Origin of the sequence: Ensifer sp. Root142, from assembly GCF_001426785.1 — a bacterium.
GTDB classification, from domain to species: Bacteria; Pseudomonadota; Alphaproteobacteria; order Rhizobiales; family Rhizobiaceae; genus Ensifer; species Ensifer canadensis.
This window is the reverse complement of record NZ_LMFK01000001.1, coordinates 48,157-72,179: the sequence shown is the minus strand read 5'-3', so window position 1 is coordinate 72,179 and position 24,023 is coordinate 48,157. Positions and strand designations below refer to the sequence as shown.

General features: G+C 64.6%; 19 protein-coding genes. 10 read left to right on the top strand and 9 right to left on the bottom strand.

Annotated features, from left to right (window positions below; translation table 11 throughout):
* Positions 1-220: 220 nt before the first annotated feature.
* Complete coding sequence (locus tag ASD52_RS00320) at positions 221-1,024, bottom strand: LuxR C-terminal-related transcriptional regulator (protein ID WP_025427794.1); 804 nt, start codon at positions 1,022-1,024, stop codon at positions 221-223.
* Positions 1,025-1,210: 186 nt separating this feature from the next.
* On the opposite strand from ASD52_RS00320, the gene ASD52_RS00315 reads away from it, so the two are divergent.
* The 5 genes from ASD52_RS00315 (at position 1,211) to ASD52_RS00295 (ending at position 6,060) form a co-directional block, all read left to right on the top strand.
* Positions 1,211-2,299: an ABC transporter ATP-binding protein gene (locus tag ASD52_RS00315; RefSeq protein WP_025427795.1), complete on the top strand. Its 1,089-nt coding sequence runs from the start codon at positions 1,211-1,213 to the stop codon at positions 2,297-2,299.
* 71 nt (positions 2,300-2,370) lie between these two features.
* Positions 2,371-3,531, top strand: coding sequence for a spermidine/putrescine ABC transporter substrate-binding protein (locus ASD52_RS00310; protein ID WP_057211169.1), 1,161 nt, complete (start codon positions 2,371-2,373; stop codon positions 3,529-3,531).
* Between the two features lie 78 nt (positions 3,532-3,609).
* Positions 3,610-4,476 (top strand): ABC transporter permease, encoded by an 867-nt coding sequence (locus ASD52_RS00305; protein ID WP_025427797.1) that lies wholly within the window; start codon positions 3,610-3,612, stop codon positions 4,474-4,476.
* Entirely contained in the window at positions 4,476-5,294 is an 819-nt protein-coding gene (locus ASD52_RS00300; protein ID WP_025427798.1) for an ABC transporter permease, read from the top strand. Before ASD52_RS00305 ends, ASD52_RS00300 begins: the two co-directional genes overlap by 1 nt.
* A 4-nt stretch (positions 5,295-5,298) precedes the next feature.
* Positions 5,299-6,060 carry an SDR family oxidoreductase gene (locus ASD52_RS00295; RefSeq protein WP_025427799.1) on the top strand — a complete coding sequence of 254 codons (762 nt, stop codon included), beginning with the start codon at positions 5,299-5,301 and terminating at the stop codon, positions 6,058-6,060.
* A gap of 296 nt (positions 6,061-6,356) precedes the next feature.
* On the opposite strand, the gene ASD52_RS00290 is transcribed toward ASD52_RS00295, so the two are convergent.
* The 7 genes from ASD52_RS00290 to ASD52_RS00260 form a co-directional block, all read right to left on the bottom strand.
* Entirely contained in the window at positions 6,357-7,163 is an 807-nt protein-coding gene (locus tag ASD52_RS00290; protein ID WP_025427800.1) for a class I SAM-dependent methyltransferase, read from the bottom strand.
* A 193-nt stretch (positions 7,164-7,356) separates the two neighbouring features.
* A complete protein-coding gene (locus tag ASD52_RS00285) occupies positions 7,357-9,018 on the bottom strand; it encodes a urocanate hydratase (protein WP_025427801.1) in 1,662 nt (553 codons plus the stop codon).
* 311 nt (positions 9,019-9,329) lie between these two features.
* Positions 9,330-9,659 carry a TfoX/Sxy family protein gene (locus ASD52_RS00280; RefSeq protein WP_025427802.1) on the bottom strand — a complete coding sequence of 110 codons (330 nt, stop codon included), beginning with the start codon at positions 9,657-9,659 and terminating at the stop codon, positions 9,330-9,332.
* Positions 9,660-9,770: 111 nt separating this feature from the next.
* Positions 9,771-10,868, bottom strand: coding sequence for a DUF917 domain-containing protein (locus ASD52_RS00275; RefSeq protein ID WP_025427803.1), 1,098 nt, complete (start codon positions 10,866-10,868; stop codon positions 9,771-9,773).
* A gap of 1 nt (position 10,869) precedes the next feature.
* Positions 10,870-12,129: a Zn-dependent hydrolase gene (locus tag ASD52_RS00270; protein ID WP_025427804.1), complete on the bottom strand. Its 1,260-nt coding sequence runs from the start codon at positions 12,127-12,129 to the stop codon at positions 10,870-10,872.
* 8 nt (positions 12,130-12,137) lie between these two features.
* Positions 12,138-13,517 (bottom strand): amidohydrolase family protein, encoded by a 1,380-nt coding sequence (locus ASD52_RS00265; RefSeq protein WP_057211100.1) that lies wholly within the window; start codon positions 13,515-13,517, stop codon positions 12,138-12,140.
* A gap of 42 nt (positions 13,518-13,559) precedes the next feature.
* Positions 13,560-15,098 (bottom strand): aromatic amino acid lyase, encoded by a 1,539-nt coding sequence (locus ASD52_RS00260; protein ID WP_025427806.1) that lies wholly within the window; start codon positions 15,096-15,098, stop codon positions 13,560-13,562.
* A 209-nt stretch (positions 15,099-15,307) separates the two neighbouring features.
* On the opposite strand from ASD52_RS00260, the gene ASD52_RS00255 reads away from it, so the two are divergent.
* On the top strand, positions 15,308-16,504 hold the full coding sequence (locus tag ASD52_RS00255) for a LysR family transcriptional regulator (protein ID WP_025427807.1): 1,197 nt from the start codon (positions 15,308-15,310) through the stop codon (positions 16,502-16,504).
* A 232-nt stretch (positions 16,505-16,736) separates the two neighbouring features.
* Here the strand turns inward: ASD52_RS00255 and ASD52_RS00250 are convergent, their stop codons facing one another.
* A complete protein-coding gene (locus ASD52_RS00250) occupies positions 16,737-17,774 on the bottom strand; it encodes a GlxA family transcriptional regulator (protein ID WP_025427808.1) in 1,038 nt (345 codons plus the stop codon).
* A 108-nt stretch (positions 17,775-17,882) separates the two neighbouring features.
* Here ASD52_RS00250 and ASD52_RS00245 point away from each other — a divergent pair, with 108 nt between their 5' ends.
* From ASD52_RS00245 to ASD52_RS00230, 4 genes are all read left to right on the top strand, one after another.
* Positions 17,883-18,785 carry a 3-keto-5-aminohexanoate cleavage protein gene (locus ASD52_RS00245; RefSeq protein ID WP_025427809.1) on the top strand — a complete coding sequence of 301 codons (903 nt, stop codon included), beginning with the start codon at positions 17,883-17,885 and terminating at the stop codon, positions 18,783-18,785.
* A gap of 11 nt (positions 18,786-18,796) precedes the next feature.
* Positions 18,797-20,287 (top strand): carnitine 3-dehydrogenase, encoded by a 1,491-nt coding sequence (locus tag ASD52_RS00240; protein WP_025427810.1) that lies wholly within the window; start codon positions 18,797-18,799, stop codon positions 20,285-20,287.
* Positions 20,288-20,564: 277 nt separating this feature from the next.
* Positions 20,565-21,725: an acyl-CoA dehydrogenase family protein gene (locus ASD52_RS00235; RefSeq protein WP_057222694.1), complete on the top strand. Its 1,161-nt coding sequence runs from the start codon at positions 20,565-20,567 to the stop codon at positions 21,723-21,725.
* Between the two features lie 230 nt (positions 21,726-21,955).
* On the top strand, positions 21,956-24,022 hold the full coding sequence (locus ASD52_RS00230) for an acetate--CoA ligase family protein (RefSeq protein ID WP_025427812.1): 2,067 nt from the start codon (positions 21,956-21,958) through the stop codon (positions 24,020-24,022).
* Position 24,023: the final 1 nt, after the last annotated feature.

Below are 24,023 nucleotides of genomic sequence, written 5' to 3'. Positions count from 1 at the left end.
CCAAGGGTGCAAAAACCTCCTCATCCCTGTGCCTGTCACAGGGATCCAGCCAGCCCAAGGCCTTGGGCTGGAAGGTCTTTTGACCCGACAGACGTCAGGTCGCTGGATTCCGGCACAGGGCCGGAATGAGGGGCGACGGGGATACGCCGCCCGTCAAGCAAGGGCGCGCTCTTAGAATTTCGCCAACACGCCCCCCGAAAGACTGGTGTGGCGCTGAACCCTACTGGCCGAGATTGCGCAGGTAGAGGGAAAGAAGCTGCGTCTGAGAGGAGATGCCGAGCTTACGGTAGACGTTGCGGCGGTGGACCTTGACCGTGCCGGTCGAGATCCCAAGCTTCAGGCCGATCGATTCCGACGAATGACCCTGCAGCACGAGTTCGATGATCGAGGCTTCGCGCTCGGTCAGATTCAGGTGCTGCCAGACGCCGTCCGCGGGAGGGTGCGCCGACTTTCTCCGGCTGCGGCCGGTCTTTGCCAGCGCCGTGTCGAACCGGCGCCCGAGGTCGGCCCAGTGGTGGCGCACAAGGGCGGAGACCAGCGGCTCGACCTTCTTCAGCAACGCGAATTCCGCCGTGCTGAACGGGCCTGTCGCCTCGCGCCGCATCAGCGAAAGCACGACGGTGATCTGCTCGCTGATCGGCACGAAGAAGCCGACCTCCTCCGCCAGTCCCGTCTGCACGTAATAGGTCCGATAGTATTCGCTGGAGAAGAACCGGTCCGGCGCCCGCTCCCGCATGCGCCAGACACCCGGCTTGCCCTCGCAGGCCGCGTGGTAGAACGGATCAAGCAGATAGGGCCCGGCCTGGTAGAGGCTGACGAATAGAACATGGTCCTTGGCATTGAAGGTACTGTAGAGGTCGATCGGCCGTTCCTTGCCGCGATAGGCGAAAACCACGACATAATCGAAGGTCATCAGCGTCGACATCAATTGCCGATAGGCCGCACCCACAGCCTCGTCGTCCATGGTCGCACCGTCGACCATGGGCGCCAAGACCTGAAATAATCCCTCGAGATCGATGCCCAAACCGCTCTCCCGCCGATCCGGCCCTGTTCCGGGGTATACTCCTCCCACAAGCCAATTCGCGTTGAAATACCTCTCTCGGGGTATATACCGGCACCGGGCGCTTTGACTAGGCTGCCTGTCAATGACGGTGGAGCGCGGGGGCATCAGAGCCTTGGCGGTATCCGACAACAACCGCAGGGAACAGACGTGACATCCGCTTCGACGAACGACATCGAATTCCGTTCGGTCGCCAAACGCTATGGCAGCGTGACCGCCGTTTCGGACATCAACTTCGCGGTGCCCCGGGGCGCCTTCATGGCGCTGCTCGGACCTTCCGGCTGCGGCAAGACCACCTGCCTGCGCATGATCGGCGGCTTCGAGCAGCCGAGCGAAGGCACCGTCTATATCAACGGCGAGGCGATGAACGGCGTTGCCGCCTATCGGCGCCCGGTCAACATGGTGTTCCAGCACTATGCGCTGTTCCCGCATCTCGACGTCGAGCAGAACGTCTCCTATGGCCTCAGGCAGATGCGGCCGCGCATCGCCAGTGCCGAGATTTCGCGCCGCGCCCAGGAGGCGCTGGAGATGGTCCGGCTCGGCGGCTTCGGCAAGCGCCGGATCCACGAAATGTCCGGCGGCCAGCAGCAGCGCGTCGCGCTCGCCCGCGCCATCGTCAACAAGCCGAGGGTGCTCCTGCTCGACGAGCCGCTGGCGGCACTCGACAAGAAGCTGCGTACCGCCATGCAGATCGAGCTGCAGACCCTGCAGCGCGAACTCGGCATCACCTTCGTGCTCGTCACCCACGACCAGGAGGAAGCGCTGTCGATGAGCGACTTCGTCTGCGTCATGAATGCCGGCCGCATCGTCCAGGTCGGGCCGCCGCAGGAAATCTACGATCGCCCTGCAAGCCTGTTCGTCGCCGATTTCGTCGGCAAGACCAACCGGATCGCTGCCACCGTCGACAATGGCGGCGCCTCCATCCTGTTTGCCAACGGCACGCGGTTTGCCGCCCCGGCCACCACGACACCGAGCGCCGGTGCTGCCATGGTCGCGTTGCGCCCCGAGGCGATCAGCCTGAAACGCAATGGTGCTGCCGCCACTGCCGCCCTCACCGGCACCGTCACGCACCGCATCTTCCTGGGATCATCGGTCGAATACTCCATCGATGTCGATGGCCTCGGCGATTTCCTCGTCACCGCCGACCGCCGGGCGCTCGGCGACAGCGATCTCGTCGAGCCCGGCGACAAGGTCGGCCTCGCCTTCGATCCGAATGCGCTTCACGTCTTTCCGGCCTGAAATGTGTTTCCGGCCCGACCCGGCCGCCCCCTGAGCCTTGCATGAACGTCAACGATAAAGGGAACAGCGTCATGACCAAATGGTACAGAGAAAATGCCCCGATCACCGCCGAGCAATTGGCCGACGAGCTGATGCGCCTGAAGCGCGGCTCGGTCACCCGCCGCCACTTCCTCGGCGTCACCGGCCTTGGCCTTGCAACGGCGGTTCTGGCGCGCCAGCCGGGCCTCTTCAATTCGACGGCCTTTGCCGGCGATCTCGGCACGCAGATGTCGATCGCCACCTGGCCTAATTATCATGATCCTGCCACCTTCGAGGCGTTCCAGACGGCAACCGGCGTTGCCGTCGAGGTCAACGTCTTCGGCTCGAACGAGGAAATGCTCGCCAAGCTCCAGGCCGGCGGCACCGGCTGGGACCTGTTCGTGCCCACCAACTACACCATCTCCACCTATGTGAAGCTCGGCCTGATCGACGAACTCGATCTCTCCAAGCTGCCGAACTACGACGCCTCGACCGAGACCGCGCGCTTCACCAACGAGGGTGTCGTCGACGGCAAGACCTATGCCGTGCCGAAGAACTGGGGCACCACGGGCATCGCGCTCAACTCCAGCAAGATCAAGACACCGGTGACCAGCTGGAAGGACTTCTTCGAGATCGCCATGACCGAGGCCGACGGCCGCGCCATGGTCCACGACTACCAGCTGACCACCATCGGCAATGCGCTCGTCTCGCTCGGCTATTCCTTCAATTCGACCAAGCCGGAAGGGCTCGCCAAGGCCGAGGAACTGCTGATCAAGGTCAAGCCGCACCTCTACGCCATCAACAGCGACTACCAGCCGTCGATGCGCGCCACCGACGCCTGGATGACGATGTGCTGGACCAATGACGGCGCGCAGCTCAACCGCGACATGCCGGAAATCCAGTTCGTGCTCGGCAAGGACGGCGGCGAAATCTGGTCGGACTTCTACGCCATCCCGAAGAGTGCGGCCAACAAGGCGGCCGGTTATGCGCTGCTCAACTACCTGATGGCACCGGAAAACGCCGTCAAGGAACATATCGCCAATGGCGCGCCGACCACCGACAGCCGCGTGATGAAGCTGCTGCCGGCCGACGTCACCGGCAACAAGATCGTCTATCCCGACGAGGCCTCGCTGACGCCGCTCGAATTCGGCGCCGCGGTAACCTTGACCGATCCGGGCCGCGCCGAGCTGATGGCGCGGTTCAAGTCAGCCTGATTGAAACTTTGACGTGACCGCCCCTCATCCTCGCGGTGAGGGGCCGAAATGCCAATGAAACTTGACGGATCAACTCACATGCCCGCGGCAACGAACACGAAGAGAAACCTGGTGACGGCAGCGCTGGTGGCGCCGGCGGCGGCATGGCTGATGATCTTTCTGGTCCTGCCGTTCATCGCCATGCTGGTCTTCGCCTTCGGCGAGCGCGCGCCCGAAGGCGGCTATCAGGCGGCGTTCACCTTCGCCCAGTTCGCCAGGCTCCCGACCCGGGCGGCCGCCTTCTGGAACACGATGGTGCTGGCGCCGGTCGGTGCGCTGCTCTGCCTGCTGGTCGCCTACCCCGTCGCCTATTATCTCGCCGTCAAGGCGGACCCGCGGTACCGCCTTATCCTCGTGTCGCTGGTGGTCGTACCCTTCTGGACGAGCCTGCTCGTTCGCACCTATGCCTGGATGTATATCCTCGGCTCGCGCGGCATTCCGAACCTGCTGTCGATGATCGGCCTTGAGGATGTGCGCCTGCTCAATACGCCGGGCGCCGTGCTGCTCGGCATCGTCTATGGCTACCTGCCGCTGATGATCATGCCGATCTATGTCAGCCTCGAAAAGCTCGATCGCCGGCTGCTCGAAGCCTCCGCCGATCTCGGCGCGAGACCCGTCTCGACCTTCTTCGGCGTCACCCTGCCGCTGTCACTGCCGGGCGTGATGACGGGCGTGGCGCTCGTCACCATCCTGCTGCTCGGCGAATACCTGATCCCGCAGCTTCTCGGTGGCGGCAAGGTGTTCTTCATCGGCAACGCGCTGGTCGATCTCTTCCTGCAATCTCGAAACTGGCCTTTCGGCTCGGCGATCGCCGTGACGCTGGTGGCCGTGGTCGTGGTCATCCTGATGGTGGCGATGCGCATCGCCTTCAGGGTCGCCGGCACAAGACAGGTGGATCTCGTCTGATGCGCGCCTTCATCTCCTCGGTCTATATCTTCCTCTACGCGCCGATCGCGCTGGTCGTCCTGTTTTCGTTCAATGCCGGCCGCAGCGCCAGCGAGTTCACCGGCTTTTCGACCGCATGGTACGGCAAGGCGCTCGGCAATACCTTCCTGGTCTCGGCGCTGCAGAACAGCCTGATGATCGCCTTTACCAGCGCCACCCTTGCCGCCATCTTCGGCACCATGGCCGCACTCGGCATGGAGCGGCTGGCGCCGCGCAACCGGGCGATCTTCGACGCGCTCTTTGCCGCGGCCATCGTCGTGCCCGGCGTCGTCATCGGCATCGCCACGCTTGTGGCGCTCGTCGCCGTCTTTTCCTTCGTCAATCCGGCGCTATCCGCCATCTGGCCGGGCGACCAGCCGCCACAGCTCGGGCTCGGCTATGGCTCGATCATCGCCGCGCACGGGCTGTTCTCGATGGCGCTCGTTACCATGATCGTGAAAGCTCGCATCGCCAGCCTCGGGCGCGATATCGTCGAGGCATCGAGCGATCTCTATGCGACGCCGCTCACCACCTTCCGCCTGATCGTGCTACCGCAGATCCTGCCGTCGATCCTGGCGGGTTTCCTGCTCGCCTTCACCTTCTCCTTCGACGATTTCATCATCGCCTTCTTCGTCGCCGGTTCGAAGACGACGCTGCCGATCTACGTCTTCGCTTCGATCCGCCGCGGCGTGACGCCGGAAATCAACGCGATCGCGACGCTGGTGCTCGTCGCCTCGCTGCTCCTGATCCTGACCGCCCGCATCCTGATGCGGGACAAAAAACCGAAATCCGGGGAGTGAACAGATGATCCTGAAAGACCGGGTCGCGATCGTGACCGGAGCGGGCTCCGGGATCGGTCAGGCGGGCGCTGCCATCATGGCGCGCGAGGGTGCGCATGTCGTCGTCGTCGACCGCAGCCCCGAGGCCGGCAGCCTGACCGTCGACACCATCCGCGCCATGGGCGGCAAGGCCGAGGCCGTCACCCTCGACGTTACCGACGATGCAGCGCTTGCCGACGGCATCGCCGATATCCTCTATCGCCACGGCCGCATCGATATCCTGCACAATCACGCCGGCGCGCAGGTTGCCGGCGATCTTGAAGAGGTCGAAGTCTCCGGCTTCGACCGCTCGTGGAACCTCAATGTGCGTGCGCATTTCATGGCCGCCCGCCTGGTCATGCCGTCGATGAAGGCCGCCGGCCGCGGCGTCATCGTCAACACCTCGTCATCGTCGGGCGTGCTCTACGACCGCGAGATGATCGCCTACACCACCACCAAGCATGCGGTTATCGCCATGACCAAGCAGATGGCCGGCGACTACGCCCGCCACGGCATCCGCGTCAACGCGCTCTGCCCCGGTTGGGTCGATACGCCCTTCAACGACCCCTTCATCGCCCAGATGGGCGGTCGCGGCGCGATCGAGGCCTACATCCGCGAAAAGGTACCGCTCGGCCGCTGGGCAAGCGTCGACGAAATCGCCGAGTCGATCCTGTTCCTGGTGTCCGACCGATCGTCCTACATGACCGGCCAAATCCTGGTGGTCGATGGCGGCGAGACGGTGGTGTGACGTCCGGACGCTGAGGTACCCACCAGGCCTCGTTGTGAAGGCGCCGCCGCCCCACTCGCCTCATTTCCGCGCTGGCTCGGAGCGTTTTCCTCGCGTCCCTGGTGTCTGTGGTGCGCGAAGCGCTTCCTCCTTTCCCTCATTTCTGTGCTTGTCACAGAAATCCAGCCACGGCGCGTCTGCGCCGTGAAGGACTTGTGCCAGACGCCGGAACGAAGGAGCCTCTGGCGCCGCCGACGCGGCGCCGCTGGATCTCTGTGACAAGCACAGAGATGAGGTCGGCAAATGTTGACGCCCTATCACACCTCCGGAACAATACCCCGGCATGCCCAGGCCACTGCCGCAAACGACCGGGGGCCGTCGGGTTGGCCAGCCTCATAGGCGGCCTTCACGGCTGCATCGATCTTCACCCGCTGGGCTGGCTCTAGTGCCGAGACGTATTTGCCGAGAGGTCCCTCACCCGCGGAGATCGGCTGCCAGAAATCTGCGAACGACTGATAGTCCATCCGGATCATAAGCGACGTCTGCTCGATATCCACGAGGCCATGCGCCGCGAAGCTCTGTATCATCTCTCCGGGCCGCATCATCGGCTGGAAACAATAGCGGGCGCGTACCTGATCGGCATTTTCATCGAGCATCGCCGCCGTATCGAGCACCATGCGCATGCCCGGCAGACCGCCGAAATGATCCCAGACCACGGCCGCAACCACGCCGCCCGGCCGCACCACCCGGCGCATTTCGGCGACGGCCTTTTCCGCTTCAGGTACGAAATGCAGGACCAGCAGCGCCAGCGCCCGGTCGAAATAATCATCGGCAAAGGGAAGCGCGCAGGCATCGGCCTGCTGGATCCTGATCCTCGGATCGGTGTTCGCCTTGATCGCCGCTTCGACGAAGACGGGCGAAAAGTCGATCGCCGTGATCTCACGGAGATCTGCCGCATGCGGCAGCGCAAAGGTCAGGCTTCCGGTACCACATCCGACGTCGAGGATCCGCTCGCCATCTGCAAGGCCTGAAAAGTTGATAAAAAGCGGCGCGAGCTGTTTGCTCCAACGCCCCATCAGTTGCTCATAGCCAGTCGCACTTTGAACATTGAAGCTTGATGTCATGATCGCCCCCAAGCAGCAAAGCCAGCATTCTACCGCGTTTCCATAAATCGTATTCGATTTAAGGAAACATGCGGCAATTCAAAGTGCTACAACGACCTTCGCGCGTACGCGCGGCGCTGTAGCTCGCGCACTGCTCGATACCAAGGCGTCGACGATCCTCTCGGAGAGACGGTGGCAAGACGCCGGCCCCTGGCTATGTCAGGGCAATGTGCCCGATGCCCTTGGCGGCGATCTCCTCAAAACTCTCGTCGTAGCCGGCATCGGCGTAGCGGATGACGCCGAGTGCGGTGTCGTTGGTGAGCGCATGGTCGAGCCGCTCGTCGGCAGCTTGCGTGCCGTCGGCCACCACCGTCACGCCGCAGCTCGTCATGTAGCCGGCATAGCCGCCGCCGCCCGAATGCACGACGACGAGATCCGCCATCGAGGAGCAGAGCAGCATGGCGTCGAGCAGCGGCCAGTCGGCGATCGCGTCCGATCCGTCCTTCATCCGCTCGGTCATGATGTTGGGATGCGCCATGGCGCCGGCATCGAGGTGGTCGCGCGAAAAGGCGACTGGTCCCTTCAATTCGCCCGACGCCACCAGTTCGTTGACGCGACGGGCCAGCGCTGTGCGCTCACCATGGCCGAGCCAGGCGATGCGCGCCGGCAGGCCCTCGAACGGGATGTGCTCGCGTGCAAGCCTGATCCAGTTGGTGACGATCTTGTTGTCCGGGAACATTTCGAGTAGCAGGTCGTCGATGCGCGCGATGTCGCTCTCCTCGCCGGACAGAGCCATCCAGCGGAAGGGGCCGATGGCGCGGGCAAAGAGTGGGCGCAAATAGGCCTCGGTGAAGATTGGAATGTCGAAGGCGTTGGTAACGCCGCCCTCGCGCGCCTGGGTGCGGATGAGGTTGCCGTTGTCGAAGACTTCCGCGCCCTTTTTCTGAAACTCGAGCATCGCCGTAACATGCTCGACGATCGAGGCGCGGCTTGCGGCCATCAGCTGGCCCTGGCCGTCGTCACGCAGCGATTTCACCTGATCGACCGTCATGCCCTTCGGCACGTAGCCGTAGACGAGGTCGTGCGCCGAGGTCTGGTCGGTAACCACGTCGGGCACGATGCCGCGCCGGGCGATTTCCGGGTAGACCTCGGCGGCGTTGCCGATGAGCCCGACGGAGAGCGCCCGCTTGTCCCGGACCGCCGCATCGATCATCGCAAGTGCCGTATCCAGATCCGGTGCGATCTCCTGGAGGTAGCCGATCTCCCGGCGCTTCTTCGCCCGCTCCGGGTCGATATCGACGCAGAGGATGGCGGCGCCCGCCATGCGGCCGGCAAGCGGCTGCGCGCCCCCCATGCCGCCGAGCCCGGCCGTCAGCACGAAGCGGCCGGAAAGATCGCCGCCGAACCGCCGCTCGGCAATGCGCATGAAGATCTCGTAGGTGCCCTGGATCACCCCCTGGCTGCCGATATATTGCCAGGCCCCGGCCGTCAGCCCGCCCCAGCAGATCAGCCCCTTGCGTTGCAGCTCGTAGAAGACTTCGGCCTTGGCCCATTGGCCGACGATGTTGCAGTTGGCCATGATCACCAGCGGCGCCTTGGCATGGGTCTTGAGCAGCCCGACCGGCTTGCCGGACTGGATGATCAGCGTCTGGTCCTCGTCCATCTCGATCAACGTCTTGACGATGGCGCGGTGCGCCGGCCAGTTGCGCGCGGCCTTGCCGAGCGCGGCATAGACGATGAGGTTGTCCGGATCCTCGCCGACAGAAAGCACGTTTTCGAGTAGCCGCAGCAAGGCCTCCTGCCGCCAGCCCTTGGCGCGCAGCACCAGTCCGCCGGGGATCGGAAAGTTCGGGTGACGGGGGTTGGCCTTGGGCATCGTCTCGTTCCTCTTCGTTGTCGCGAGGCAGCTCGCTGCCCCTCACCCTAACCCTCTCCCCGCAAGGGGAGAGGGGATTGTTCACAGCTTGCGGCGAACATCGCGTGCGAAGCCGCTATGGTCCATCGCCCACAGGCCGGGGGCGTAAACGGCTCCCCTGCTCGCTGCCAACGCGCCATCTCATCACAATCGTGCCTCTCCCCTTCTCGGCGAGAAGAATAACCACGGCTTGCCGCCCCGGGTCGCAACGACGTCGCCTCTCCCCGCCTACGGGGAGAGGTTAGGGTGAGGGGCAAAACCACTCTCTGCATTCACTTCGGCGGCAACGTTTCGACGAAGGCAGTCGCCGCATCGATGAGCCGCTTGCGCACGGCGTCGTCGCCATAAGCGTCTGCCCCGGCCCGCACCCAGCCATGCATCGCGCGGCCGTTCATCACCATCAGTTCGACATCGGACAGCGCCAGCGCCCAGCCGTCATTGCCCTTGCCGAGCCGCACCAGCATCGATCCTTCGCGCGCGCCGCAGAGCAGGTTGCCGTTGAGCAGAAACGCCCAGCCGCCGAACATCGCCTTTTCCGACAGCCCCGGCCGCCCGGCGATCTCGTCCTTGATCAGTTCCTCAAGTCCCGCATCCCGCGCCATGACCTCTCTCCCCTGGCGTTTCCTGTGCACACGAAATCTGGAAACGCTTTACCTCATTGTTCTCTTGCATTTCCGGACGGAAAACCGCTTCGCGCTTTTCCTGGACATGCTCTACGACCGCCCGGCCAGAGCGTAGCGGGCGAGCTCTATGCCCATCGCCTTTTCGACCGAGGGGTAGACCGTCGGGTCGAGCACGCTGGACGCAAGCGGGATCACCGACTTCGGCACATGCAGCACGAAGATCGTCATGCCGACCCGCAGTTGGCCGACGCTCAAGGGTTCGCCCTCTGATGACAACGTGGTGATGACGTCAGGGAAGGTGGCAAGCCTCCGGCCTTCCGCAGAGTCAACCGCCATGTATTCATTCATCACGTGCAATACCGTTGAGTCAGCCCCCTTCCCCAGCGTCACCGTGCCGATGTCGAAGGCCTCCTTGGTGTAGGTGACCGACTTGTCGGTGATCGTGCCTTCGGCAAGGATCGCGCCATTGGTCGTCTTGACGATCGCATCGATCACCGCGCTGCCGCCCTTGGCTTCCGCCGCGATGATCGCCTCGCCGAGCGCCAGCGCCAGCGAGATGCCGCCGAGCGCCGCATTCGCCTTGACGTAGGACGCGCGGACCGGATTGCGGCACGAGGCGATGAAACCGCCGGACATGTCGGAGGCGGTGCGCAGGATCGGCGAGACCTTGGCGGTCGCGCCGCGGACCACCAGCTCGATATAGCGGTTCTCGTCGCGATTTCCCCCGACGGCGGTCTGGATCATCTGTTCAGGCGACCCGGCAAGGCCGATCGAGCCCATGTCGCCGGTCGGGTGCGCCCGGATGTCGCCGACCGCATCGACCACCTTGGTCCCGAGGATCGCCGATGGCAGCCAGCCATTGAGCGTCGAGGACTTGCCGTTCTGGCCGATGATCAGGCCCGAAAGCTTCTCGCCGAGCGCCTCCTGCAGCAGTTGCACCGCCTTGACGTAGTCGACGCCGCGCATTTCCCAGGGGGTGGTCGAGGCCGGCGCGCCGATGGCGGCTGCTGTCGCCACCCAGTCGTCGGCATCAAGCTCGTCGACCGACACCAGTTCCGGTTTGCCGATCGAGACCGCGGCATAGCCGAGCATGCGGCCGTGATCGGCCCAGCCGCCGCCGCCGGCGGCATAGACGGAGCCGCCCTTGACCGCAGCTTCGACATCCTTCTCCGTCAATATCCGACCCATCTCAAACCTTCTCCTGCAATTGTTTGTCGAGCCTTCTGACGGCATCGAAGAGCACGGCAGTGCCTAGCGCGATATCGTCGTTCTCCGCCCACTCGTCCGGGGCGTGCGAACGACCGCCCCGGCACGGAATGAAGATCATCGCCGAGCGGGTGATGCGCCCCATCCACGCGGTGTCATGCCCGGCTCCGGAGGCCATGCGCCGGTGGCGGGCACCGATCTGGCCGCAGCTTTCCTCCAGCGTCGAAAGCAGCAGCGGATCGCCGGGTGTGGGATGATTGTCGGAGATAACATTGGCGGGCGCGATGGTCACGCCGGCCTCACCGGCAACGCGCGCGGCAAGCGCGCCCAGTTCGACGATGAATTTCTCCATCTGCGGCTGCAGTTCGGCACGTGCATCGATCAGCAACCGCGCCCGCGACGGCACGACATTGGCGGCGTTCGGTTCGATCGAGAACTCGCCGACGGTCGCGGTGAAGTGTCCCTCGCCCTTGGAGAATTCGGTTGCCAGCGCCTCGATTGCCAGCACCAACCGGGAGGCTGCGACAAGCGCATCGCGCCGGTGGTCCATCGGTGTCGTGCCGGCATGGTCGGCCTGCCCTTCGACGATGATCTCGATGCGGGTGATGCCGGAGATCGCTGTGACGACGCCGATATCCAGGCGCCCGGTCTCCAGCACCGGCCCCTGCTCGATATGCAGTTCCAGAAAGGCCTTGATGTCGGAACGCTTGAGCGCTGGCAGCCGCGACGGATCGCCGCCAACTTCGACGATGCCCTGCCGCAGGCTCAGTTCGCCCTGCACCCGGCTCAGCCAGCCATCCGGCAGGATGCCGGCCATGCCGCGGCTGCCGACGCAGGAAACGCCGAAGATCGACACTTCCTCGGCAAGGAAATCGACGATCTCCAGGTCGTGATCGAGTTCGATGCCGCCGTCGGAAAGCGCGCGCGCCACTTCAAGTGCCGCGGCGACGCCGGCAATGCCGTCGAAGCGACCGCCCTCCGGCACCGTGTCGGAGTGGGAACCAAGCATCAGCGTTCCGAGCGCGGACTTTCGCCCCTTGCGCCGGCCGATGAGATTGCCGGCAGCATCGATGCGCGTCTCCAGCCCCGCCGCACGAAAGCGGCGATCGAGGAAGGCGCGGCCCTCCAGAAACAGCGGCGTGAAAGCCCGGCGGGTATAGGGCCGATCCGGCTCCGTGATCCCCGCAAGCCCGTTGACGATGCCGGCGATCCGGCTGGCATCCACCGGCAGATTGGTCTTGATGCTCGTGCTCATCGGGCCTCCTGCAAAGGCAAAGTCTGCAGCGGGCGAACGAAGGCGCCGGTGCCAGGCTTGGCGACGACGGCGCGCCCGTCAAAGGCAAGCGACCCGCGCAGATAGGTGGCAGACACCCGCCAGGGCAGCCTGATGCCGTTATAGGGCGACCAGCCGACGACGTTGTGACCGCTTGTCGCCGCATCATAGGTATAGGGCTCGGGCGTCATGACGATGATATCGGCGTCCTTGCCGGCCTCCAGCGCGCCCTTCTGGTGGTCGAGCCGGAAATGCCGCGCCGGGTTCAGCGTCATCAGCTCGGCCGCCCGCGTCAGCGGGATGCCGCGCTCAAGCGCGCCCTTGACGAACAGCGGCACCATGACCTCCAGACCCGGCACGCCGGAGGCATTGGCGAGCATGTCCGGATTGGTCTTGCGATCCTCCGACCAGCTGACATGGTCGGTCGAAACCATCGTCACCGTGCCATCGGCCACATGCCGCCATAGCTTTTCCACCTCGGCACGCGGGCGGATCGGCGGATTGATCTTCGCCTTGCCGCCAAGCCGGCGAACGTCGTTCTCCTCGTCGAGCGTCAGATAATGGATGCAGCATTCGATCGTCGCCGCGTGGCCCTGGCGCCGGTAGGCGTCGGCAATCTCGTAGCCGCGCCCGAGCGAGCAGTGGACCACATGCGCCGGGCATCCGGTCGAAGCACCCGTTTCGTAGATCTGGTTGGTCGCCAAGAGCTCGGTGAGCGGCGGACGGGAAAGGCCATGGGCGCGATAATCGGTGATCCCAGCGGCCCTGACCTTTTCGATCGCGCCGCGCACCGCCTCGTCGTCCTCGTTGTGCACCCCGGCTGTAAGCCCCGTCGGCGCGATCGCGCGAAAGCAATCCTCGAGCAGCGCTGCGGGAATGCGCGGAAAGCGCTTGGGGTCGGTGCCGAAGGTGGAGAACTTGAAGGCGGCAACGCCGGCCTCGACCATTTCGAGGATGCGGGCCGGCCCCTCCTCGGGGTCGACCGTGCCGTAGAGGGCGAAGTCGACCCGCGCCTGCGGGCTCGCATGGGCGACCTTGCGCCCAACGGCCTCCGCCGAGCAGACGAGATTGCCTTCGTCATAGGGCATGTCGACGATCGTGGTCACACCGCCGGCCGCGGCCGAGCGCGTCGACCAGACGAAATCCTCCTGGTTCTTCTGCGACAGCGAATGCACCTGCGCGTCTATGGCGCCGGGAAGGATCATTGCGCGTCCGAGATCGTGGCGTTCACGGGCAGCCGGTGCCACCCCCTGCCCGACATGCACGACCTTGCCATCGCGCACGGCCACATGTCCGCCTTCGACGATCCGGTGCGGGAGAACGATGGTGCCTTTCAGGACAAGATCGAAATCGGACATCGTGTTCTCTCCATCGGATCAGCCTTGTTGGATCAGCCTGGATCACTTGCTCAGCGCAAAGAAGTCGTCGAACTCCGGCATCGGCGCCATGGTGACGAAGGTGCGCAGCAGGTCATGGCAGGTAAACGCGCCTTGCAACGCCTCGATTTCCTTCGATAGCGGCCGGTCCTTCAGATAGATCGGGCTGATCGAGCGGGTGCGCTCATGCGCGAGCTTGACGATGCCGTGTGGCGCATCGCCGACAAGATCGATCGCCTGCGACGACAGGATCGCCTCGATCGCCGCCAACTGCCGCAGATCGCGCACCTGGGTTTCCATGCGCTCGACGATCAAAGGCAGGAAGGTCGCCTCTTCCTCCAACCCGCCGGCAACGACGATCGACTGGGCCGAAAGCGGCACCGCCATCGACTGCACGCGCATGTAGAGCTCGACCGCAAGCTTCATCAGCGGGCCGAGGCCGGTGGCGATTTCGCCCGGCGCCACCAGATTGACCGGCAGGTTGCGGCGCCCGCCGTTCGACAGAAGGATGCAACGGTTGAGCACGTTGCGCGCCACATGGGAAAACGCGATTTGCGCCGTTTCGACATAGAGCGTCGTGGTCAAGGGCAGCGAAGCACCCGAGGCATGCACCTGGCCGCCGAGCACCACCGGATTGTCGTCGGAAAGATAGGTCGCCTCGACCAGACGGCCGGCGGCAACCAGCAGCGTATCGACAACGGCGCCGAACACCTGTGCGGTCATGCGCAGGCTCAATGGGTCATGGATCGCCGTCGGCAAGGGCCAGTCGGAAACGCCCGATTGGCCGTAGAGCCAGGAGCCGACCAGCGCCTCGCCCCGCGTCGACAGCGTCGCGGCCACCCGCCACGGATCAGCCGAAGCGCCAAGCGCCTGCGACGACATCACGCCGGTCACCAGCAGCACGCGGATGGCCGCTGCCGCCTCGCGCAGCACGTCGGCGGCCGCCGAATAGGCAATCGCATTGACGCTGAGTGCCGCAAGCGCGTCGCGCGGCCGCATCACCAAAGGCGTCAGCCCGGCATCGGCAAGCGCCGTTTCGGCCGGAACCAGCCGGCCGCGATGATAGGCTTCGCCGACCCCGGTCAGAACGGCCGCGATCTGCCCCATCAGGCCGATATCGGCGCAGCCCATCGAGCCGTGCCGACGCACTGCCGGGATGATGTCGTGCTCGATGAGTGCGAGGAAGGCGTGGATCAGCTCGGGGCTGCATCCGGTATGCCCGCGCATCGCGGTGTTGCAGCGAATGGCGATGGCCTTGCGCACGATCGGCACCGCAAAAAATTCGCCGGTGCCGAAATGATGGGCACGCACCAAGGAGGTATTGAACTCCGCCAGATCGTCCGCCGTCCAGAGCCGGTCCTTCATCGAGCCGACGCCGGTGTTGGACCCGTAGACCGGCAGGCCGAGCGCGATGCGATCGGCGATCACCTTGTGGGCAGCCGCCACCCGCTCCATGCCGCCCTCGTCCGCGACCGGTCGCGCCGCACCCGAGCCGATTTCCTCGAGCGTCGCGAAGTCGAGCGGTTTTCCGCAGAGAACGATGGACTTGACCTGTTGCAGCATGCCTCGAGAACCTTACCACGCGATCCGCCTCGACGCCGAAACGATGCGTGGATGCAAAGACTTGATGCGATCCCGCCTCTATGGGCGAGGGATCGTCTGCCAGCATGCTATGCGTTTTGTTCGCTCTCGTGATATATCCCAAATCCGGAACGGCCGATGCCAAATTCTGAACATGGTGGCACCGACGATGCCGGCGGAGAACTTACGCAATGGATATCGCCACGATCCTGCTCGTCGAGGCCGTCATGCGCGAAGGCGGCATAAGGCGCGCCGCCACCTTGAGCAGCCGTGCGCCGTCGAGCGTCAGCGCCGCCGTTCGCCGCTTCGAACAGGCCGTTTCGATCCCGCTTTTCCGTCGCGACGGCGGCCTCGTGGCCCTAACGCTGGAGGCCCGTGCACGCCAGGCCGATGTGACCGAAGCAAGCGCCACAATCCGGGCGCTGCTGACTACGGCTAGCGGCGAACCACCGACTGCGATCCCGCCTGTCGGCCTCGTCGCCCTCGACCGTTTCGTCCGGATCGCCCGGGCCGGCAGCATCCGGGCGGCCGCCCGCACCCTCGGCCTTGGCCAGCCGCAACTGACACGGCAGATCGCCGACCTCGAACGTCATCTGCAATGCCGGCTGCTCGGGCGGTCCCATGGCGGCATCGTCTGCACCCCGACAGCCCTCGGCATCATCCCTGAAGTCGAACGCCTGCTCGACATCTGGGCGCGGCTGACGCGCGCTTCGGCCGACCGGTTCCGCCGCGACGTCACCACCTGGCGCCTCGGCGCGGTCATGCCGCTCGGGCCGGAAAGCGAGATTGCCCGCATGCTGGCGGCGCTGACGGCCACTTGGCACCGCTCCCGCCCGCGGCAATCGCTGTTCATCTCCAGCACCACCGCCGACGAGCTTCTCGCCGGTCTCAAGAGCCGGCGCTTCGACGCCGCCCTGCTCGATATCGCCGGCATTCCACCAGATTTCGACGGCCGTCTCGTGTCCGAAACCGCACTGGTGCTCGCCGGTCCGGCACCGGCCCTTTCGGAAATGGGCGGCGATCTCCCCCGGCTGCTCGCCACCTGCCCGATCGCCGTTCCGAGCGTGCGAAGCGGCCTGCGCCGGGAGGTCACCCGCTTTCTCGATGACACGCTCACGGAGCATGAGCACCGCCGCGTGACACTGGTCGAGGTCGATTCCATCCCCGTCATCATCAACCTGGTCAGCCACCATGGCTATCTCTCGGTGCTGCCGGAAACCTCGCTGTCGCGGGTCCAGCGCCCACCCGCCATGATCCGGCTAGGGCCGCTCTACCGCCAGTCGCTGACGCTCATCTGGCCGCGCGGCGCCTTTTCCAGCGAGGTCGGCGACCTGATGATCGGCATGATGAAGACGGGTCCGCAGGCAGCGACAGCCTCGCCAGCGTAATCGGGATCGCCGGAATCAGTTCTTCACGATCTGCCGTCAAACAGCTGAAACGACTCAGGAATACCGCACCGTTGAATCAGCTCATGAGGTGCATCGTCGCCTCAAAGCCGGTGTCTCCACCTGAGCAGCTAAAGCGCGTCGCGATCTTTCGGATTCGCTTGCTGCGCTTTAAGCTCTTGTTTTTTCGCATGTCGTCATCGCAAAACCGCTGAACACTTTTGCGCGACGTGCCTTAGGGATGTCCAGTCGCCTTGGCCTTGCCGATCGCACCCTCCGGCGAACGGCCGCGATCCTCGGCTCCATGGCCAAGCTTCAGCCGACGACGCGTCTCGCTCGGGCTCTCGCGGTAATGGGCGCGGTAGCTGCGCGAGAAGGATGATGACGAATTGAAGCCGGTGATCGCGGCGATGTCGGCAAATTCCATGCGCGTCTCGATCACCTTACGCCGCGCCGCATTAAGGCGCAGCGCCAGGTAATGTTCGTGCGGCCCCACCCCCATCGTGTCGCGAAACAGGTCCCGCAGGTGCCGGGCACCGACGCCGATGCGGCGGGCGAGCCGCGCGAGCGTCAAAGGCGCCTCAACCGTTTCCTCCATCAGCTTGACCGCGGCGCCGACACGGGGGTCGAGGATGCGCATGTTGCCGATCGCCGGCATCTGCAGGAGGTCGCCGCGGGTGCGCTCCTGTTCGTAGATGAACAGGCGCGACACTTCGAGCGCCAGCGAATAGCCGTGCGCCCGGCGGATCAGCTCCAGCATCAGGTCGAGCGTCGGCAGGGAGCCGCCGGTGGTGATGCGCTTGCCGTCGATGACGAACCGTTCGCGCACCATCGTCACCTGCGGATAGGTGGCGGTAAAATCCTCGAAATCCTCCCAGTGGGTGGTGGCTTTGGAATTGTCGAGCAAGCTGGTTTCGGCAAGCAGCCAGGAGCCGGATTCGATGCCCGCCATCAGCTCGCGATGGCGCGCCGTCTGCGACAGCATCATCTTCAGCTGCGAGGTGGCGCTCCGCTGCCAATTGTAGCTCGACAGGATGAAGAGCGGCGCCGTTTCGCGCTGTGGTCGGAAAGCGCCTGCAACCGGAATGGGGATGCCGCTCTTGGTTTCGATCGGCTCGCCGTCAGGGCTGTAGAGCGTCCAGCTGTAGAGCGGCCGGCCGGCGATGCGGTTGGCAGCGCGCATCGGCTCGATCACCGAGGCAACGAGGATCAGGTTGGTCTCCGGCAACACCAGGATGTCGGCGTGCTGCACCTGCGAAACGCTCTGATCCATTCGCAAACTTCTCCTTATCGTTGCCGATAATGTACAAGATAGAACCGATTATGAAAAGCAGAGCCGCCGTTCTTGGCTCGTAATGGCTTTAATAAAAGGGAGACTGCAATGCCGCTCAGCATGAACCGCGAGGTATTCATCACCTGTGCCGTCACCGGCGCCGGAGACACCGTTTCAAAGTCCAGCCACGTTCCGATCACGCCAAAGCAGATTGCCGATGCGGCGATTGAAGCCGCCAAGGCGGGTGCTGCCGTGGCCCACTGCCACGTCCGCGATCCGGACACCGGCGCCCCTGCCCGCAGGCTCGATCTCTACCGCGAAGTCACCGACCGCATCCGCTCCGCCGATGTCGATGTCGTGCTCAACCTGACAGCCGGCATGGGCGGGGACCTGGTTTTCGGCAATGTCGAAAGCCCGTTCCCGGTCAACGAAAAAGGCACCGACATGGCCGGCGCCACCGAGCGCGTTGCCCATGTCGCCGACTGCCTGCCGGAAATCTGCACGCTCGACTGCGGCACCATGAACTTCTCGCTCGGCGACTATGTCATGACCAACACGCCGTCGATGCTGCGCGAAATGGCGCGGCAGATGACGGCGCTCGGTGTCCGCCCCGAGATCGAGGCCTTCGACACCGGCCACCTCTGGTTCGCCAAGCAGCTCGCCGAGGAAGGGCTGATCGAGGATCCGGTGCTGATCCAGCTCTGCATGGGCATTCCGTGGGGGGCGCCTGATGACCTCAACACCTTCATGGCCATGGTCAACAACGTGCCGGATAACTGGACCTTCTCTGCCTTCTCAATCGGCCGGAACGCGCTTGCCTACCCGGCAGCAGCAGTCCTTGCCGGCGGCAACGTCCGCGTCGGCCTCGAAGACAATCTCTATATCGGCAAGGGCCAGCTCGCGACCAACGGTCAGCTCGTCGAAAAGGCAGTCGGCCTCATCGAGGGCATGGGTGCCAAGATCATCGGGCCGGATGAGGTCCGCAAGAAACTGAAGCTGACGAAGCGCTGAGCGGGGATATCATGAGCCTTATAACGAAAGCAGCCTGCGTCGGTGGCGGCGTCATCGGCGGCGCCTGGGTAGCGCGGTTTGCGCTTGCCGGCATCGATGTGAAGATCTTCGACCCGCATCCGGAGGCAGAACGCATCATCGGCGAAGTCATGGCCAATGCCGAGCGCGCCTATGCGATGCTGACCATGGCGCCGCTGCCGCCGAAGGGAAAACTCACCTTCTGCAAAAGCATCGAGGAAACGGTCAAGGACGCTGATTGGATTCAGGAAAGCGTGCCCGAGCGGCTGGAGCTGAAGCGCGGCGTCATCACTCAGATCGATGCCGCCGCAAGACCTGACGCGCTGATCGGCTCCTCCACTTCGGGGCTGCTACCATCCGACCTGCAGGCCGAGATGAAGCACCCCGAGCGCATGTTCGTGGCGCACCCGTATAACCCCGTCTACCTGCTGCCGCTCGTCGAACTCGTCGGCGGCAAGAAGACGTCGAAGGCGACGATCGAGCGCGCCATGCAGGGCGTCGAACAGATCGGCATGAAGGGCGTCGTCATTGCCAAGGAGATCGAGGCCTTCGTCGGCGACCGTCTGCTGGAAGCGCTCTGGCGCGAGGCGCTGTGGCTGATCCAGGATGACATCTGCGATACCGAGACGCTCGACAATGTCATGCGTTACTCCTTCGGCATGCGCTGGGCGCAGATGGGTCTGTTCGAGACCTACCGCATCGCCGGCGGCGAAGCCGGCATGCGCCACTTCCTTGCCCAGTTCGGCCCCTGCCTGAAATGGCCCTGGACCAAGTTCACCGATGTCGTCGATCTCGACGATGCGCTGGTGGAGAAGATCGGTGCACAGTCGGACGCGCAGGCCGCCGGCCGCTCGATCCGCGAGCTCGAGCGCATCCGCGACGAAAACCTCGTCGGCATCATGCATGCGCTGAAATCGGGCAATGGCGGCGAAGGCTGGGGCGCCGGCAAGCTGCTTGCCGACTTCGAGGCGAAGCTCTGGGCCAACGCCAAGAAGCCTGAAGCCGATCTCGGCGACGTCAAGCCGCTGCACATTCTCGACACCAAGGTCAGCGCCGCCTGGGTCGACTATAACGGCCACATGACCGAGCACCGCTATCTCCAGGTGTTCGGCGATACCTCCGACGGCCTGCTGCGCCTGATCGGCGTCGACCTCGACTATGTCCGCGACGGCCACAGCTACTACACGGTCGAGACCCATATCCGGAACCTCGGCGAGGCCAAGCTCGGCGATGCGCTCTATTCGACCTGCCAGCTTCTGTCGTCGGACGAGAAGCGCCTGCATCTCTTCTCGACGATCTACAATGCCGAAACGAAGGAAGCCATCGCAACCGCCGAGCAGATGATGCTGCACGTCGACAGCAAGGCCGGCAAATCGGTCGCTGCCCCAGCCAAGGTCCTGGACAAGCTGAAGGCGATCACCGAGGCCCACGCCGGCCTGCCGACGCCCGAAGGTGCCGGACGGTTCGTCGGCCAGAAGCGCTAACGGACGGCTCCTTCGACGTGGAAGGGGCAGTCTTTGCGGGAAAAGTCGGGCGACGGCCGCCCCTCATCCCGCTGCCGCGACCTTGTCCCCGTCAACGGGCGAAGGAACATGCTGCAGCCGCTCGCCCCTGTCTTCGGCAGTAGGAGCGCAGCCGCAAAGCGTCCCCTCTCCCCGCCTGCGGGGAGAGGGTTAGGGTGAGGGGCAGGCAACCGCGCATGCCAGCGGCCGATGGGGAGATCGGCCAGAGGGCAGGCAGATAAATTGCGAGGGAGAACACATGAATTTCGCACTGACCGATGAACAGCAGATGATCGTCGACGCGGTCCGCAGCTTCGTCGAGACCGAAATCTATCCGTATGAGGACGAGGTCGAGCGCACGGGTATCGTGCCGCCCGAACTGGGCCAGGATATTGCCCGCAAGTGCAAGGAAATCGGCTTCTTCGGCTGCAATTTCCCCGAAGAGGTGGGCGGCGCCGGTCTCGACCATACGTCCTTCACGCTGGTCGAACGCGAGCTCGGCCGCGGCTCGATGGGCCTCACCGTCTTCTTCGGCCGCCCTTCGGGCATCCTGATGGCCTGCAACGACGAGCAGCGCGAAAGATACCTGCTGCCGGCGGTCAAGGGCGACAAGTTCGACGCGCTCGCCATGACCGAGCCGGATGCCGGCTCCGACGTGCGCGGCATGAAGTGCTTTGCCCGCAAGGACGGCGACGACTGGATCGTCAACGGCACCAAGCATTTCATCAGCCATGCGGACATCGCCGATTTCGTCATCGTCTTCATCGCAACGGGTGAAGAGGACACACCGCGCGGGCCAAAAAAGAAGATCACCTGCTTCCTCGTCGACCGCGGCACCCCCGGCTTCGAGATCCGCAAGGGTTACAGCTCCGTCTCCCACCGCGGTTACAACAACTGCATCCTGACCTTCGACGACTGCCGCCTGCCCTCCGCCCAGATCCTCGGCGAAGTACACAAAGGCTTCGACGTCGCCAACGACTGGCTGTTCGCCACACGGCTGACGGTGGCTGCGACCTCGGTCGGCCGCGCGCGTCGCGCCTTCGATTACGCGCTGAACTACGCCGCCGAGCGCAAGCAGTTCGGCAAGCCGATCGGCGCCAACCAGGGCGTCTCCTTCAAGCTCGCCGACATGATCACCGAGATCGACGCCGCCGATCTGCTGACGCTTTCGGCCGCCTGGCGCCTCGACCAGGGCCTGCCCTCCAACCGCGAGATCGCCTCTGCCAAGGTCTACGCCACCGAAATGCTTGCCCGCGTCACCGACGAGGCGATCCAGATCTTCGGCGGCATGGGGCTGATGGACGACCTGCCGCTCGCCCGCTTCTGGCGCGACGCCCGCGTCGAGCGCATCTGGGACGGCACCTCCGAGATCCAGCGCCACATCATCAGCCGCGACCTGCTGCGGCCGCTCGGAGCGTAACGAATGATCGAGCGGCGCTCCTCCCCACCCCTCATTCCTGTGCCCGTCACAGGAATCCAGCAGCGGCACGTCCGTGCCGCGATTGACCCTTTGACGAACACCAGACCCGACACCGCCTCCAAGGCAGAAACACTCTTCACCGGCTTGCCGATGCAAGACGGCTGGATTCCTGTGACGAGCACAGGAATGAGGGCGTCGCGAAACACAGGAACGTGGGAGTGTCTGATTAGATGACCCAAACACCCCGTTCCCTCGACAGGCTGATCCGACCAAAATCCATCGCCGTCTTCGGCGGCAAGGAGGCGCGGCGGGTCATCGAACAATGCGACAAGATGGGCTTCGCCGGCGATATCTGGCCGGTGCATCCGAGGGAGGACCAGATCCTCGGACGCAGGTGCTACCGCTCGGTCGCCGACCTTCCCGGAGCACCGGACGCGTCCTTCGTCGGCGTCAATCGGCAGCTCACCATCGACATCATCGCGGCGCTTTCGGCGCGCGGTGCCGGCGGCGCCGTCTGCTATGCCTCGGGTTTTCGCGAGGCGGCAAGCGAACTCGATGACGGCAACGACATGCAGGAAGCGCTCGTTGCCGCTGCCGGCGACATGCCAATCGTCGGCCCGAATTGTTACGGCTTCATCAACATGCTCGACGGCGCCCTGCTCTGGCCCGACCAGCACGGTATGCAGCGCGTCGAAAGAGGCGTTGCCGTCCTGACGCAATCCTCCAACATCGCTTGCAACATCTCGATGCAGACGCGCGGCCTGCCGCTCGCCTATCTCATGACCGCCGGCAACCAGGCGCAGACCGGCCTGTCCGACATCGCCTGCGCCGTGCTGGAAGATCCGCGCGTCACTGCCGTCGGCCTGCATATCGAGGGTTTCGACAGCATTGCAGCGCTCGAGCGGCTGGCAACGCGCGCCCGTGAACTCGGCAAGCCGGTCGTGACTTTGAAGGTCGGCAAGTCGGAGGCAGCCCAGCTTGCCACGGTCTCGCACACGGCCTCGCTTGCCGGCAACGACCGGGTCTCCTCCGCACTTCTCGCCCGCCTCGGCATCGGCCGCGTCGACACGCTGCCGGCGCTGCTGGAAACGTTGAAGCTGCTGCATGTCGCCGGCCCGCTCGAAAGCAGCGAGATTTCCTCGATGAGCTGTTCGGGCGGCGAGGCCTCGCTGATGGCGGATGCCGGCGTGCGCTATCGCGTCAACTTCCGGGCACTGAAGGAAGAACAGCGACGCCCCCTGAAGGAAAGCCTCGGCGAGATGGTGACGATCGCCAACCCGCTCGACTACCACACCTTCGTCTGGGGCAACCGCGAGAAACAGACGACCGCCTTCAGCGCGATGATGAAGGGCGGCTATGCGCTCAACCTGATCGTGCTGGACTTCCCCCGCCAGGACCGCTGCGACGCGGCCGACTGGGTGACGACCTGCGACGCGGTGATCGATGCGGCAAACGCGACCAGCGCCCGCGCCGGTATCGTCGCCAGCCTCGGCGAAAACATGCCGGAACAGACGGCACTCTCTCTGATGGCTGCCGGTGTCATCCCCTTCTTTGGGATCGACGAGGCGTTGGCAGCCGTCGAGACCGCTGCCGGCATCGGCGCGGCCTGGGCCAGACCCGCACCGCCGAAGCTCCTGAACGGCGGCGTTTCAGGCGGTGGCAATGCCATCACCCTTAGCGAACATGAAGCCAAGACCGAGCTTGCGGCTTCGGGCCTTAAGGTTCCGCCGGGCACGACCGCATCGACGCCGCAAGAGGCCGCCACGGCAGCCGAAAGCCTCGGTTTCCCCGTCGTGCTCAAGGGGCTGGGCGTCGCCCACAAGACCGAGGCCGGGGCCGTCAAGCTGAACCTTGCAAGCAGTGCCGAGGTGCTTAGCGCCGCGGAAGGCATGGCTGCCGTGGCATCGGGTTATCTCATCGAGAAGATGGTGGCAAAACCCGTGGCCGAACTCATCATCGGCGCGATGCGCGATCCCGTCGCGGGCCCGGTGCTGACCATCGGCGCCGGCGGCATCCTCGTGGAACTGCTGGATGATTCCGCAATCCTGACGCTGCCGACGACGCCGGAGCTGATCCGCGAGGCGATCGACGGACTGAAGATCAGGAAGTTGCTCGACGGCTACCGCGGCGGACCGAAGGGCGATTTCGCGGCCCTTGCCGACGCTGTCGCCGCTGCGGCATCCTATGTCGTTTCAAACGCTTCAAACCTCGAAGAACTCGATATCAATCCTTTAATGGTGTTACCGGAAGGCCATGGAGCCATCGCCGCCGACGCCCTGATCCGCCGGAGGAACTGAC

Excerpts from the sequence above, each read along its gene's own strand:
- ASD52_RS00310 (WP_057211169.1), top strand. The coding sequence starts at position 2,371 with ATGACCAAATGGTACAGAGAAAATGCCCCGATCACCGCCGAGCAATTG.
- ASD52_RS00305 (WP_025427797.1), top strand. The coding sequence starts at position 3,610 with ATGCCCGCGGCAACGAACACGAAGAGAAACCTGGTGACGGCAGCGCTG.
- ASD52_RS00300 (WP_025427798.1), top strand. The coding sequence starts at position 4,476 with ATGCGCGCCTTCATCTCCTCGGTCTATATCTTCCTCTACGCGCCGATC.
- ASD52_RS00295 (WP_025427799.1), top strand. The coding sequence starts at position 5,299 with ATGATCCTGAAAGACCGGGTCGCGATCGTGACCGGAGCGGGCTCCGGG.
- ASD52_RS00290 (WP_025427800.1), bottom strand. The coding sequence starts at position 7,163 with ATGACATCAAGCTTCAATGTTCAAAGTGCGACTGGCTATGAGCAACTG.
- ASD52_RS00285 (WP_025427801.1), bottom strand. The coding sequence starts at position 9,018 with ATGCCCAAGGCCAACCCCCGTCACCCGAACTTTCCGATCCCCGGCGGA.
- ASD52_RS00280 (WP_025427802.1), bottom strand. The coding sequence starts at position 9,659 with ATGGCGCGGGATGCGGGACTTGAGGAACTGATCAAGGACGAGATCGCC.
- ASD52_RS00275 (WP_025427803.1), bottom strand. The coding sequence starts at position 10,868 with ATGGGTCGGATATTGACGGAGAAGGATGTCGAAGCTGCGGTCAAGGGC.
- ASD52_RS00265 (WP_057211100.1), bottom strand. The coding sequence starts at position 13,517 with ATGTCCGATTTCGATCTTGTCCTGAAAGGCACCATCGTTCTCCCGCAC.
- ASD52_RS00260 (WP_025427806.1), bottom strand. The coding sequence starts at position 15,098 with ATGCTGCAACAGGTCAAGTCCATCGTTCTCTGCGGAAAACCGCTCGAC.
- ASD52_RS00255 (WP_025427807.1), top strand. The coding sequence starts at position 15,308 with ATGGATATCGCCACGATCCTGCTCGTCGAGGCCGTCATGCGCGAAGGC.
- ASD52_RS00250 (WP_025427808.1), bottom strand. The coding sequence starts at position 17,774 with ATGGATCAGAGCGTTTCGCAGGTGCAGCACGCCGACATCCTGGTGTTG.
- ASD52_RS00245 (WP_025427809.1), top strand. The coding sequence starts at position 17,883 with ATGCCGCTCAGCATGAACCGCGAGGTATTCATCACCTGTGCCGTCACC.
- ASD52_RS00240 (WP_025427810.1), top strand. The coding sequence starts at position 18,797 with ATGAGCCTTATAACGAAAGCAGCCTGCGTCGGTGGCGGCGTCATCGGC.
- ASD52_RS00235 (WP_057222694.1), top strand. The coding sequence starts at position 20,565 with ATGAATTTCGCACTGACCGATGAACAGCAGATGATCGTCGACGCGGTC.
- ASD52_RS00230 (WP_025427812.1), top strand. The coding sequence starts at position 21,956 with ATGACCCAAACACCCCGTTCCCTCGACAGGCTGATCCGACCAAAATCC.